The 13,677-nt window shown below is 40.4% G+C and carries 11 protein-coding genes; 9 read left to right on the forward strand and 2 right to left on the reverse strand.

Translation table 11 applies throughout. The annotated features are described in order from the left end of the window. Positions 1-86: 86 nt before the first annotated feature. Positions 87-860, reverse strand: a complete 774-nt coding sequence (locus ACZ42C_RS02780) for a class I SAM-dependent methyltransferase (protein ID WP_464891324.1) — start codon at positions 858-860, stop codon at positions 87-89. A gap of 107 nt (positions 861-967) precedes the next feature. On the opposite strand from ACZ42C_RS02780, the gene ACZ42C_RS02785 reads away from it, so the two are divergent. The 3 genes from ACZ42C_RS02785 (at position 968) to ACZ42C_RS02795 (ending at position 2,900) form a co-directional block, all read left to right on the forward strand. After that, positions 968-1,843, forward strand: a complete 876-nt coding sequence (locus ACZ42C_RS02785; RefSeq protein ID WP_461181032.1) for a LysR family transcriptional regulator — start codon at positions 968-970, stop codon at positions 1,841-1,843. Between the two features lie 77 nt (positions 1,844-1,920). Next, a complete protein-coding gene (locus tag ACZ42C_RS02790; protein WP_461181033.1) occupies positions 1,921-2,349 on the forward strand; it encodes an organic hydroperoxide resistance protein in 429 nt (142 codons plus the stop codon). A 110-nt stretch (positions 2,350-2,459) separates the two neighbouring features. Further along, the gene (locus ACZ42C_RS02795; RefSeq protein ID WP_461181034.1) at positions 2,460-2,900 is read left to right on the forward strand and encodes a universal stress protein; all 441 of its coding nucleotides are present in this window, start codon (positions 2,460-2,462) and stop codon (positions 2,898-2,900) included. Positions 2,901-2,998: 98 nt separating this feature from the next. Here ACZ42C_RS02795 and ACZ42C_RS02800 read toward each other — a convergent pair whose 3' ends face one another. Further along, positions 2,999-4,708, reverse strand: a complete 1,710-nt coding sequence (locus ACZ42C_RS02800) for an Rqc2 family fibronectin-binding protein (RefSeq protein WP_461181035.1) — start codon at positions 4,706-4,708, stop codon at positions 2,999-3,001. A gap of 141 nt (positions 4,709-4,849) precedes the next feature. On the opposite strand from ACZ42C_RS02800, the gene ACZ42C_RS02805 reads away from it, so the two are divergent. The 6 genes from ACZ42C_RS02805 to priA all read left to right on the forward strand — a co-directional run bounded on the left by ACZ42C_RS02805 (position 4,850) and on the right by priA (position 13,674). Beyond that, positions 4,850-7,504 carry a cation-translocating P-type ATPase gene (locus ACZ42C_RS02805; RefSeq protein WP_461181036.1) on the forward strand — a complete coding sequence of 885 codons (2,655 nt, stop codon included), beginning with the start codon at positions 4,850-4,852 and terminating at the stop codon, positions 7,502-7,504. 419 nt (positions 7,505-7,923) lie between these two features. Then, positions 7,924-8,811, forward strand: coding sequence for a YicC/YloC family endoribonuclease (locus tag ACZ42C_RS02810; RefSeq protein WP_461181037.1), 888 nt, complete (start codon positions 7,924-7,926; stop codon positions 8,809-8,811). Positions 8,812-9,014: 203 nt separating this feature from the next. Continuing rightward, the gene (gene remA, locus ACZ42C_RS02815; RefSeq protein WP_461181038.1) at positions 9,015-9,278 is read left to right on the forward strand and encodes an extracellular matrix/biofilm regulator RemA; all 264 of its coding nucleotides are present in this window, start codon (positions 9,015-9,017) and stop codon (positions 9,276-9,278) included. A gap of 127 nt (positions 9,279-9,405) precedes the next feature. Next, complete coding sequence (gene rpoZ / locus ACZ42C_RS02820; RefSeq protein WP_461181039.1) at positions 9,406-9,606, forward strand: DNA-directed RNA polymerase subunit omega; 201 nt, start codon at positions 9,406-9,408, stop codon at positions 9,604-9,606. Between the two features lie 448 nt (positions 9,607-10,054). Further along, complete coding sequence (gene coaBC, locus ACZ42C_RS02825) at positions 10,055-11,269, forward strand: bifunctional phosphopantothenoylcysteine decarboxylase/phosphopantothenate--cysteine ligase CoaBC (protein WP_461181040.1); 1,215 nt, start codon at positions 10,055-10,057, stop codon at positions 11,267-11,269. Beyond that, positions 11,266-13,674, forward strand: a complete 2,409-nt coding sequence (priA, locus tag ACZ42C_RS02830) for a primosomal protein N' (protein ID WP_461181041.1) — start codon at positions 11,266-11,268, stop codon at positions 13,672-13,674. Before coaBC ends, priA begins: the two co-directional genes overlap by 4 nt. The last annotated feature ends 3 nt before the right edge of the window (positions 13,675-13,677 follow it).

Consider the following 13,677-nt stretch of genomic DNA (forward strand, 5'->3'; position numbering starts at 1 on the left):
TTATAGGCTGGGGCAAGTAAGATTATTTTGAGAAAGTCCTGGTGCTGAAGATGATTTTTTGTGAATAGGCCCACCTGCTTGTGATTTTATGCATCTTCACATAAGGTACATAAAACCATCCATTCATCAATCGTAAACTGCTGAATTTTCCCATTTTCTATTGTTATTTCAAAATATTGTTTGACGTCCTCCGAAGCGTCAGTCATCATTTTTTCCACCATTCTTTGCTTCTTTTCATTCCTCAGTGTACGGTTGATCCACTCTTCATAGGGCAAGATTTTTCTTCTCTTTTGCTGATTTTTGATTTCCAGGTTGTTTTCATAAAATAGGTTTTCCCATTCCTCTATATTATGAGAACGCACATGACTGTAATCACGAATTTTTTCCAACTCATTAATGAAACTGTCATATAATGCATTGGGAGGTGCCACGTTATCAATCAGCAAAAAATTCCCCTTTTCTTTTAATACACGACTTACCTCCTGAATGAACCGGCGGGGGTGCGGAAAGTGGTGTGCAGCAATCCGGCAAACTACGATATCAAAGGTGTTATCCAAAAAAGGAAGTTGTTCTGCATCCGCAATAATATAATCGATATTTGCATATCCGGTTAAGTGCTGAGATGTATTTTCAAGCATCTCTTTCGTCATATCCGTCGCCACGACCCTTTTCACATATGAAGCAAAATGTTTCGCTGCATGGCCGCCGCCTGTTGCTATATCCAAGGCAATCATATCCGCAGCCGGGTTCAGCCATTCGGTCAGCAAAGATAAATCCTTGCTATCGCTATGGGTGCTGCTGGAAACATAAGCTTCGCTGTTTTTGGAGAATACCCTTTTCACATCTTTCTTCACAGACATATTTACCATCCTTTCCCTCTTACTCATCATATGCTAATAAATGCAATAAGTAAAATAGTGGTTTATAATTAAAAGTAATAACTAAAACTTATCTAAGGAAGATGACTATGCGAATTGATGACTATGCATTATTATTAAAATTAAATGAAATCGGCACGATTAGAGGCACCGCCAAATCAGTGCTCATATCCCAGCCTGCGGTAACCCAGCGCTTAAAGTATATGGAAGACTATTTTGACAGAATGATATTTATCCGAACTCCTAAAAAATTGATTCCCACGCCGTCAGGGGAACTCATACTAAAGCATGCAGCAAATGTAATCGATAATGAAAAAAAGATGAAAAACCGGCTTGCGCAGACCAGTCAAGAAGTGCAGGGAACGTTGTCCATTGCCTGCTCCTCTCTGATCAGTCAGCGTTTTCTTCCCGGCATCCTGGGAGAATTTACAACTCAGTATCCAAAAGTTGCAATCGAACTTGTGACAGGCATAAGTGAAGATATAAAGCGCCATCATAAAAAGTATCATGTATGCATCATTCGTGGGGAGAAATTAAAGGAGAGTGTATCCACCCGTTTATTTGATGACCCGTTATATATTTTTGATACGGAATCATTCCCGGAAAACAGAATAAAAGAAAGACCTTTAATTGCATTTAATAGCGATGACAGTATGCATGAATTAGTGGATCACTGGCTGTATCATCATCAGGAGTATATTAAGCCGGTAAAAACAATCACGGTTGATCAGATAGAGACCTGCAAACAATTTATGAAACAGGGGATTGGTATGGCCGTCCTGCCGGAAAGTGTGTCTGATTCCATGAAAAAAGAATACCCTCATTTACCCCTTAAATTAAATGGAAAGCCGGTTACAAGGGCTACCTGGCTTTGCTATCAGGAAGGTGTAAAAGAATTGCCGCAAGTGAATCATTTTATTGAGTCCTTACAAAACTATACTTTTTTGAATTATCAGCAGGATTAATACTTTCAATATTTGGGAGTTTGATGAATAGGATTAAAAGGAACAGTATTTATAGACAAATAAAAAGGAGTGTTTTCATGAGCGAGGTTATTTTTACAAGCAGTGCCACTGCAAAAGGCGGCAGAGACGGTCAGGTTAAATCAAGCAACGGTGTAATAGATGTTAATTTGGTAAACCCTGCAGAGGGCTCTTCAGACAGCGGAACAAATCCGGAAGAACTATTTGCTGCGGGTTATGCAGCCTGTTTCGATGGGGCGTTAAACCTGGTAGCTTCCAAAAAGAAAAAAAGTATTGATTCGGAGACAACAGCAGAAGTCGATTTTATGAAAGATAAAGATGGCGGTTCAAAAATAGGGGTTCAACTCAATATACAAATGAATGGAGTGAGTCCGGAAGTAGCCAGGGAATTGGCTGAAGAAGCCCATAAGATCTGTCCGTATTCTAAAGCTGTTAGAGGGAATATCGAAGTGAAATTAAATCCGAAAGCAATGGAGATCAGGGGATAATCCTTTATAGGGATATCCCTTTTTGATGTACATACGCCCCTCCATTCTTAGTAAAGGGTTGCAGCTGTGATATAATAGACTGTACATAGACAATTCGGGGGAGATGAAACATGCATAAGAAAAAAGCGCTCATTGCCTATGATCATTCACCAATGAGCAAAAAGGGCGTGGATGAAGCTAAAAATTTGGTGATGATGAATGTGCTGAATGAAGTTCATTTTTTATCCGTCATGAAATTAAAAAGTATCGGATTAAACAAACTGCGAAACCCACAAGGCAACGAAACAGTAGTTGAAGGGGATTATTCCAGGGAAATGAATATTTTAAAAGAAGATTTTAAAGCTGAAGGTGTACAGGCTTTTTCCGAGGTAGCCATTTCAGGGGCTAACGATAATCCCGGTACAGCAATTTGCCGGTATGCTGACGAAAGAGATATGGACTTGATTATTATCGGCAGCCGGGGGCTTGGTAATATGAAAAGCCTTATTTTGGGCAGTGTCAGCAATTATGTTGTCCAAAACGCGACAGGCCCTGTTATGGTCATAAAATAATTTGTTTTGCTTAATGTGCATGAAAAAAAGCAGGGACAATAGGAGGACCTATTTATCTTCCGATTTTGCCTCAGCTTTTTTTCATGTTTAACCCCATTTTAATCCCTGCTTCTTAATAAATCTATAATCTTTTTCTCCGGTGTGACAAAAATGGTTTTTTGATTGTCGTAAATGACGTAACCGGGCTTTGCCCCATTCGGTTTTCTTACATGCTTCACTTTCGTATAATCAACTGGAACAGAGGAGGACTGCTGTGATTTACTGTAAAAGGCAGCAATAACAGCTGCTTCCATCAATGTATCTTCGGCAGGATCACTGGAACGTATGACTACATGGGAACCGGGTATATCTTTGGTATGCAGCCAAATATCCTCCTTATGTGCAAGTTTTGTCGTAACATAATCGTTTTGTTTATTGTTTTTGCCTACCAATATAGTTGTTCCATCTGTTGCCGTATATTTTTCCGGAACAGGTTTTTTGGGTTTGTTTTTCCCTTTTTTCTGTTTGACTTGTTTTTTCAAATAGCCTTCTTCCCGAAGTTCTTCCCGAATTTCCTCAATGTCTTCCATATTAGCCACCTCAATTTGCTGCAGCAGCTGTTCCAGATACGTAATTTCCCTTTCTGTTTTAATGATTTCTTTTTCAATCATATTTTTGGACGTCTTTAATTTTTGATAGGTTTTAAAATAATTTTGCGCATTTTCGCTCGGTGTTTTATTCGGGTTTAATTCTATGGTCAGTTCACTCTGTTCCGGATCATAATAATCCGTTACCGTTACTTGTGAATCACCCTGTGAAACAAGATGCATATGTGCAGTCAATAATTCTCCCATTTTCTGATAATGCTCTTTGTTTTCCGCTTTCTTTAATGTTTTTTTATGCTTTTTCATTTTACGGATGTTTTTATCTTTTTCATTTTTTATAAAACGGTATAGATCTTTTGTCTGCTGCTTTACCCTGTCCCGTTCCGCTTTTCCGGAGAAGAATTGATCGAGCATGCTGCTGACGGAAGAAAAGGTTTCTGTTTCTCCTGTTAAAAATGTGATGGGAATAACGTGAAAATTCTCTTTATCATTCCGGTAGATTACAGGCTCATAGCTATGGGATTTAATCAACTGCTGAACTTCAAGAAACTTCTCCATATAAACAGAGGTTTTCCCCAGTTTTGCACGGTACACCATTTCCTTGGCAATAAATGGGGAAAGACCGACGAAATGGTTTACGATCTGTTTTTCCAGTTGTCCGGCATTGAAATCCAATTTGCGGATGAAATGTTCACCGTCTATGTCCAAAGGGTTCATTTTATCCTGCATTGGCGGCAGGACATAGTTATTTCCGGGTAAAATGGTCCGATACCTGTTTTGTGACATGGATACATGCTTCAGGCTGTCAATAATCATATCCTCTTCATTTAAAAGCATGACATTGCTGTGCTTTCCCATTAACTCCACCACAAGCGTTTTATTGGAAATATCGCCAATCTCATTTCTGGCCTGGATGGAAAAGGAGATAATGCGTTCCATGCCATATTGCTTTATCTCGGTTAATTGAGCACCCGATAAATGCTTCCTGAGTACCATGCAGAACATTGGTGCTTCCCTCGGATTTTGAAACGATTCATCCGTAATATGAAAACGGGCATAGGTCGGGTGGATGGAAAAAAGGAGCGTATGATTTTTTCCATGGCTCCTGACTGTGAAAATAAGCTCCGTTTCTGTTGGCTGATAAATTTTTGTAATTTTTCCGGGAGTAAGTTCTCTTTTCAATTCCTCTGTCACCGCACGGGTTACGACACCGTCAAATGGCATAGAATCACCTCTTTGACAATTATAGCATTTTTAAGGACAAGTCTGCATAGATATTATAAACAACGATGAAAACACCATATCAAAACAGGGACAAGCCTAATATGAACATGCTGTCACAGTGCTTATTTGGAGGAATGTATGATGAAATGGTATCAGTTGGATGTGGAACGAATAGAACAAAAGCTGCATGTCACATCAAATAAAGGGTTAAATGCTAAACAGGTAAACGAAAGACGAAAACAATATGGGGATAATACTTTGCAAGGTCAAAAAAAGCCTTCAAAATGGTTAATATTCTTAAAGCAATTCCAGGATTTTATGGTTCTTGTTTTATTGGCAGCAACCCTGGTAGCCGGTCTCCTTGGGGAATACATTGATGCCATTGCCATTATGGTGATCGTGCTTATAAATGGCTTTATTGGATATTTCCAGGAACAGAAAGCCGAAAAATCCATGGAAAAATTAAAGGAATTGTCTGCGCCAATGGCCAACGTGCTGCGTAACGGCAAATGGGAGAAAGTATTATCCAAAGAAGTGGTTGTCGGGGACATTGTGAAAGTAAACAGTGGAGACCGAATTCCGGCTGATGTCAGGATTGTCAAATCCAACAGTATGGAAACGGAAGAATCCGCATTGACCGGTGAATCCCTCCCCGTCATGAAGCATGCGACTGCTATAACGAGAGATAATCTTGATGCACAGGATCAAGTAAATATGGGCTTTATGGGCACTTTGGTCACCCGCGGTTCAGGTGTGGGGATTGTAGTCGGTACAGGTATGAATACAGTAATGGGTCAAATCGCTTCATTGATGGCAAATACAAAGAAAGTAATGACACCGCTTGAACGAAAATTGGCTGAACTGGGAAAAATATTGATTGTTGTAGCCTTTATACTGACGGCGCTCGTTGTAGTGCTCGGTGTCATACAGGGACATTCCGTCTACAATATGTTTTTAGCCGGAGTGTCATTGGCTGTTGCCGCCATACCTGAAGGGCTACCTGCCATTGTTACCGTTGCTTTATCATTGGGTGTTCAACGGATGATTAAGAAAAAGGCCATAGTACGAAAATTATCTGCTGTCGAAACATTGGGGTGTGCTTCTGTAATCTGTTCCGATAAAACAGGAACAATGACTGAAAACCAGATGACAGTGAAGGAATTGTATTTAAACGGGAAACAACTCTATGTTTCCGGGGATGGATATGATATACGCGGAGATTATTTTTTTCAAAGAAAGAAATTGAATGGGAATTTTCCAAACCTCGAATCCATGCTCTTATATGGCATGCTTTGTAATAACGCCAACTTGTTTGTGAAAAAAGGAAAATACAATGTCGATGGCGACCCTACAGATGGGGCACTGTTAATTGCTGCCAGAAAACTTGGGCTAACGAAGGATTATGGTGAGAAGTATCGCTTGATTAAGGAAATACCTTTCGATTCTGAACGGAAGCGAATGAGTGTCATAGTGGAAGACGAAAATGGCATGCGGTTTTTGATTACAAAAGGTGCGCCGGATGTGCTTCTTCCGAGGTCTTCATATTATATGGGGGAAAATGGACGAAAGCTGATGCGAAATACAGACAAGAGTGATTTTGAGCAGGCTGTTAATGACATGGCTGATAAAGCATTGAGAACTATTGCGGTTGCCATGCGTCCGATCTCGAAAGACGATTCACTCCATACAGCTTTTCTGGAAAAAGATCTTACTTTTATCGGATTGTACGGGATGATTGATCCACCAAGAAAAGAAGTAAAGTCCGCCATTGAGGAATGTAATGAAGCAGGCATAAAAACGGTAATGATAACGGGAGATCATGTGAAAACAGCCCAGGCGATTGCCAAAAACCTAAAACTGCTGCCGGAAAACGGGATGGTACTGGAAGGATATCAGCTTAACGAAATGTCTGCAGAGCAATTGGAGGATGTTATTGAAGATACGTATGTATTTGCGAGGGTGACACCTGAACATAAACTGAAAATTGTCAAAGCATTTCAAAATAGAGGACATATCGTTGCTATGACTGGAGACGGTGTAAATGATGCGCCAGCCATTAAAGCAAGTAATATTGGGATCAGCATGGGGGTCAATGGCACGGATGTAACGAAGGAAGCATCCTCCCTTATTTTAATGGATGATAATTTTGCCACCATAAAATCTGCCATTCATGAAGGTCGAAATATATATGAAAATATCCGCAAGTTTATCCGCTACTTACTGGCATCCAATGTCGGGGAAATTTTAGTAATGTTATTTGCTATGATGCTTGCCATGCCTCTGCCGCTTGTACCTGTGCAAATACTCTGGGTCAATCTCGTCACAGACGGTCTCCCTGCCATGGCGCTAGGCCTGGATAAGTCAGAGGGAGACGTGATGAAGAAAAAACCGAGGGATCCGCTGGAAGGTATATTTGCAAGAGGACTGGGCTATAAAATAATTACAAGAGGTTTATTGATAGGCGTAGTTACTTTAATTGCTTTCATGGTTGCCTATCAAAACAATCCGGATAATTTGGTATATGGTCAGACAGTCGCATTCACGACGCTTGTTTTGGCCCAGTTAATCCATGTGTTTGACTGCCGAAGTGAAAAATCCGTGTTTGCCCGGAATCCATTTGGAAATATGTATCTCGTATTTGCCGTTCTTTCCTCTTTATTATTATTATTGGTCGTTATATATTGGGAACCGCTGCAGCCAATTTTCCATACAACGGCACTCGGTTTAAGAGATTGGTTGTTTATCGGCGCAATGAGTGCCATTCCGACTGTTTTGTTTGGTTTTACGAAAAGATAAGTTGAATAAAAACCGGGAAGTCACAAATAAATTCCATTAACTCATAAAGGTAGCGTATAACCGGTTCCTCCAGAATGTAGTTTCACTTCTTCCACGTGCTCAAGGACGGCTGATGAGCCTCCTTGCGCACGTAAAACTTTGCGACCTCATCAATCCCTTTTTCGTATCCTGGACAAGTAAGACTTCGGCTGCAAGACAGCTTCGTGAGAAAAGTAAATGTATTTTTTAGGATGATTGACATGTTGGTGGAGCTAATATGTAAAATATTGACTTGGTGAGTGAACAAACCCGCATGTTCCCCGAACTCTTTCCTGCTGTATTGCCCGAATTTAGTAAAGACTTTAAATTGCAACGGTTGTAAGCTGACCGTTTTTCATTTTGCTCGGATTGGAGTATAATACGTTTATGGGTGTGATGAAATGACAACAAGTATGACAGGGTATGGTCTTGAAAAAATCCAAATGGAAGAAACAACGGTTACAGTCGAAATTAGAACGGTGAATCATCGTTTCTTTGATTTTACAGCTAAAATACCACGCACGCTTTTATTTCTGGAGGATACCATTAAAAAAGAACTTCAATCCATTTTTTCCCGGGGAAGAATAGAAGTTTATATTCATGTAGAGGGAAGCGGCTTTGTGGAGAGAAAACTGCATACTGATTGGAATCTGATGAGTCAATACATACAAGAGATAAATGAAGCCAAAGAACGGTATGGTCTGGCAGGGGAAATCCCGGCCACTTTTATTTCTTCTCTGCCTGAAATAATTACGGTCCAGGAAACGGAACAGCAGCCGGATTATTTGAGGGAGGAAATAATTGGAAGTGTAAAGCGGGCCTCAATGCAGGTACTGGAAATGAGGAAAAAAGAAGGTGCCTTTCTGGAAACAGACTTAAAAGAAAGAATAGAAACAACTACCAGCTTAACAAGAGAAATAGAAGCATTGCGGCCGAAAACAATAGAGGGGTATAAAAAAAGGATTGCAGAAAGAATAGAGGATAACACAAGAAATATAGTAGATTTGGATGACACGAAGGTGCAGCAGGAAATTATTTTACTTGCGGAAAAAGGAGATATCAGTGAAGAGTTAACCCGCCTGTACAGTCATCTTAGGCAATTTTCTTCCTTGCTGCAACAGGAACACAATACTCCTGTTGGACGAAAACTGGATTTTATCGTACAGGAAATGCACCGGGAAGCCAACACCATTGGTTCCAAATCCACGGATGCCGAGATGAACGAGAAAATGATACTATTAAAGAGTGAACTGGAAAAAATAAAAGAACAAGTACAAAATATTGAATAATGGTTGTTTTTTGCCGGGATTTGCACGTATAATAATATATATCCGAATACAGGCAGTATGGTGATTGAAAGAAAGTGCCGCAGGAAAACGGACTTTAAGCTTATATATGTCCGATAATATTTTCGAGGATTTGGGAGAAACGCTCATGGAGTGAAACTTCAAATTTTTTGTTATGGAAATTAGTAATATTAGGGGGAACCAGAGTGAGTTTACGTTTGATAAATATTGGATTTGGAAATGTAGTTTCCGCAAATCGGGTGATTTCAATTGTATCGCCAGAATCAGCTCCCATAAAACGGATCATAACTATTGCGAGGGATAAGAACAAACTGGTGGATGCTACATATGGGAGAAGAACCAGGGCTGTAATTGTAACAGACAGTGATCATGTGATCCTCTCGGCTGTACAGCCTGAAACAGTGGGACAGCGTGTGATCAGCCACGAAGATACATCAGATGAACAATAAAGCAGGTAAACATTTTGCTGCCGGTTAAAGAGATGAATTAATAAAAATCTAAACACTTGCGTGTATTGTATTTTGAAAAAGGTTATGATGTAAATATTGTCCATTTACGATACGGAGGTTTATAACTATGCTTGAACCATCAATTGATTTATTACAGGAAAAGATTAATTCAAAATATACCCTTGTTACTCTATCCGCCAGACGTGCAAGGGAAATAGGTGAAACAAAAAAGGTATTGGTTGAGGATCCTAAATCGTATAAATATGTAGGAGTTGCACTTGAAGAAATCCAGGCGGGGAAATTATTTCTGGCAGAAGAGCATGAATAGAACTTTTTTGATGCAGCTCGCATTCGGTGTTTCTGAAGCAGAATTAAGACATTCGGCACACCGGAAACCCGAATACACACAGACTTCCTGAAAAAGGACTCGTATGTACGATGAGTTGAATTGCTGATTAAATATCAGCGGTTCTGGAGTACCGAAGTCAAGTCAGCATTCTTTCATGACAGTTGGAAAGCATAACTTTCCTGCCAGCATAAGTTCAAGGGACATATGGATCATCCCTTTTGCGTGTTGAGGCTTTCACATGAATAGGTCAATGGAAGAAGTTTTGATCGTATACAGAATGATTTTAGCAGTTTGTTTACATGTTTAATAAGAAGAGCTCCTTTACAAGTATGGTGTATAGGAGCTTTTTTCATTTTCAATACCGTATAAAAGTTGTATGATAAATCTATAGATGCAAATGATGATTGATATTGAGAGGGGCTAAACCATGGTTCAAAATAAAAATGTCATTTTAGGAGTTTCAGGAGGAATTGCTGCTTACAAAGCTTGTGCGCTGACCAGCAAACTGACACAGGCAGGTGCCAATGTGAAGGTGATCATGACCGACAGTGCCAGAGAATTTGTTTCTCCGTTAACCTTTCAGGCATTGTCCAGAAACCCCGTTTATACCGATACGTTTGATGAAAAAGATCCTGAAAAAATTGCCCATATTGATGTTGCAGATTGGGCGGATATTACAATCATTGCGCCGGCAACCGCCAATATAATCGGTAAACTGGGAAGCGGTATTGCAGACGATATGCTGTCAACTGTGTTATTGGCTACAGGGGCCGATGTATATATTGCACCAGCAATGAATGTACATATGTATGCCCATCCTGCCGTGATAAGAAATATGAAACAACTGGAGGAATGGGGCTATCATTTTATTGAACCCGGCGCGGGATACCTGGCATGCGGATATGTCGGGAAAGGCCGGTTGGAGGAGCCGGAAACCATTATTCAGACAGTGGAAGCACATCAAAATAGAAGTAAACCTCAACTTTTAAAAGGGAAGAGAGTGCTTGTATCAGCAGGACCAACAAGGGAAGTTATAGACCCGGTCCGCTTTTTTTCCAACCGATCTTCAGGAAAAATGGGTTTTGCCATAGCTGAAGCAGCCGCAGAAGCTGGAGCAGAAGTAACGGTAGTGGCCGGTCCTTCAAATGTAACTGCAGAAAACAGTCGTATAAAACGTGTAGATGTTACCTCTGCAGAAGAAATGTATGAAGAAATGCATCATTATTACCCGTCCAGCGATATTGTAATCAAAGCGGCAGCTGTAGCTGACTATCGTCCTGTTCACCAGCATGAGGAAAAGATGAAGAAAAAAGAAGGGAGTCTGCACATAGAATTTGAACGAACCAAGGATATATTGAAGTCGCTTGGTGAGAAAAAGGACAAGCAATTTCTGGTAGGCTTCGCCGCAGAAACAACCAACCCTATTGAATATGGAACACAAAAACTGAAGAAAAAAAATCTTGATGCCATTGTTATTAATAATGTGTCCGCAAGTAATGCAGGTTTTGCAGCAGATACAAATACGGCAACCTATGTAAATAAAAATCATGTACAAGAAGAAATTGAACTGGCATCCAAAAAAGAGGTGGCGCAAAGAATTTTGGCATTTATTGAGCGGGATATGAAGGGTGACAGTCGGTGAGAATAGCTAAAGTTATTGTCGATGTGCCTGCAAATTCCATTAATCAGACATTTGATTATTTGGTTCCGAAAAAATTCCAGGACATTTTGCAGGCAGGCATGCGTGTGATCGTCCCCTTTGGTCCGAGGAAAGTAATGGGATTTATTATCGGTTTCACAGACGAATCAAGCCATGAAAGATTAAAGGAAATACAGGATATACTGGATTTAACACCGGTACTGACGAAAGAGTTACTGGATTTGGGAAAGTGGATTGCCGATGAAACGATCAGCTTCTATATAACAGCCCTGCAGGCCATGTTGCCCCAAGTATTGAAAGCACAGTATAAAAAAGAGATTGTACGTTTAAATGAATTGGAACTTCCGACAGAACTGGAATATCTTTTTGCCGGACGGGACCGCATAACATATGAAGAATTTGAAAATGCTTCCATCAGTTATTATCAATTGCAAAGAGCGGTACAGGATGGGGATATAACAATTGAATACCTCGTAAAATCAAAGGTTACTAAAAAGTATGTAACGATACTGAAACCGGCTAAACCTGTTCATTTATTGGAAGAAGCGCTTGCCGACTTATCGAAACATGCCAACAAACAGAAAAAGATCCTTTCCTACTTTATCGAATATCCTGAACCAGTGGAAAAGCAAAAGCTTAAAAAGATAATTGATGTTACGGACAGCACATTGAAAACGTTGGTGGATAAAAATCTTTTGATTACGGATAGGGTGGAAGTATACAGAAACCCATATAATGACAGAATGATAGCAAAAACTAAAGCACTACCGCTGACCGAAGAACAGAAAACAGTAATGAAACCAATTAATGAATGTATAGCCAAAAATAGACACGATGTTTTTCTGCTTCATGGAGTGACAGGCAGCGGAAAAACGGAAGTCTACCTTCAATCCATTCAAACCGTATTGGATAAAGGGGAAGAAGCCATTGTATTGGTGCCTGAAATTTCGCTCACTCCTCAAATGGTGAACAGGTTTAAGGCCAGATTCGGCTCAAAGGTAGCTGTGATGCACAGCGGACTTTCCTCAGGTGAAAAATACGATGAATGGCGGCGCATCCATAACAAGGAAGTTCAGGTAGTCGTAGGAGCAAGGTCTGCCGTTTTTGCACCGTTTGAAAACCTGGGTATTATTATTATAGACGAAGAACATGAAACTACCTATAAGCAGGAGGACCTGCCGCGTTATCATGCCAGGGATGCAGCAATAAAGCGGGCGGAGCATCATCAATGTCCGGTTGTTTTAGGAAGTGCAACACCAACACTAGAATCCTATGCGAGAGCCAAAAAAGGTGTTTATCAATTGGCTTCCTTAACGAAGCGGACAAATGAAAAAGAAATGCCATCCGTTGAAATTGTGGATATGAGAAAAGAACTGCACGCAGGCAACCGCTCCATGTTTTCCCGGCGTTTGACGGAGAAGATCACAAATTGTATCCAAAAGGGTGAGCAAATTGTTCTATTGCTTAACAGAAGAGGTTATTCCACCTTCGTTATGTGCCGGGATTGCGGCTTTGTCAATGAATGTCCCCATTGTGACATTGCCCTGACATTCCATAAAAACACAAGCAGGCTAAAATGTCATTATTGTTCCTATGAAGAAAGCTTGCCTGCACAGTGTCCGGATTGTGAAAGTGAGTTAATACGCTATTTTGGTACAGGTACACAACGCGTGGAAGAGGCGCTTACGCAATTAATACCCGAAGCCCGAGTTCTTCGGATGGATGTGGATACAACAAGGAGAAAAGGAGCCCATGAAAAGATTTTGAATCAGTTTTCAAATAAAGAGGCCGATATTTTACTGGGCACTCAAATGATTGCCAAAGGATTGGACTTTGATAATGTTACGCTGGCAGGAGTACTTACAGCGGATTCCATGCTGAACCTGCCTGATTTTCGCGCATCGGAAAAAACATTTCAATTGTTGACGCAAATCAGTGGCCGGGCAGGAAGACATGATCTTACAGGAGAAGTCATAGTACAGACATACACCCCGGATCATTACAGTGTTGAATTGGCAAGCCAATACAATTTTCAGGCGTTTTTTAATCGGGAAATGGCTGTAAGAAAAACATTCCAGTATCCACCATATGTCTTTTTGGCTTTAATTACCGTTTCCCATGAAAACAAGATTAAAGCCGAGCAGGTGACAAGGCAGGTTGTTCAGATGCTACTGAAAAATGTAAGTCAGAACACGGTTGTATTGGGACCCAGCCCATCACCAATCCCGCGTATGAAAGATAGATATCGTTTCCAATGCATGGTAAAATACAGAAATGAACCTTTGTTACGGGAATATATGCAACGTATTCTTGCCCACTTTAATGAAGATATGCAAAAAAATGATCTGGTGATAGCCGTTGATATGCAGCCGTATCACCTGATGTGAATG

The sequence above is a fragment of the Virgibacillus kimchii genome (assembly GCF_055379185.1).

Coding starts and splice junctions, on each gene's coding strand:
- ACZ42C_RS02810 (WP_461181037.1), top strand. CDS start 7,924: ATGACAACAAGTATGACAGGGTATGGTCTTGAAAAAATCCAAATGGAA.
- coaBC (WP_461181040.1), top strand. CDS start 10,055: ATGGTTCAAAATAAAAATGTCATTTTAGGAGTTTCAGGAGGAATTGCT.
- ACZ42C_RS02805 (WP_461181036.1), top strand. CDS start 4,850: ATGAAATGGTATCAGTTGGATGTGGAACGAATAGAACAAAAGCTGCAT.
- rpoZ (WP_461181039.1), top strand. CDS start 9,406: ATGCTTGAACCATCAATTGATTTATTACAGGAAAAGATTAATTCAAAA.
- ACZ42C_RS02780 (WP_464891324.1), bottom strand. CDS start 860: ATGTCTGTGAAGAAAGATGTGAAAAGGGTATTCTCCAAAAACAGCGAA.
- ACZ42C_RS02785 (WP_461181032.1), top strand. CDS start 968: ATGCGAATTGATGACTATGCATTATTATTAAAATTAAATGAAATCGGC.
- ACZ42C_RS02790 (WP_461181033.1), top strand. CDS start 1,921: ATGAGCGAGGTTATTTTTACAAGCAGTGCCACTGCAAAAGGCGGCAGA.
- ACZ42C_RS02795 (WP_461181034.1), top strand. CDS start 2,460: ATGCATAAGAAAAAAGCGCTCATTGCCTATGATCATTCACCAATGAGC.
- ACZ42C_RS02800 (WP_461181035.1), bottom strand. CDS start 4,708: ATGCCATTTGACGGTGTCGTAACCCGTGCGGTGACAGAGGAATTGAAA.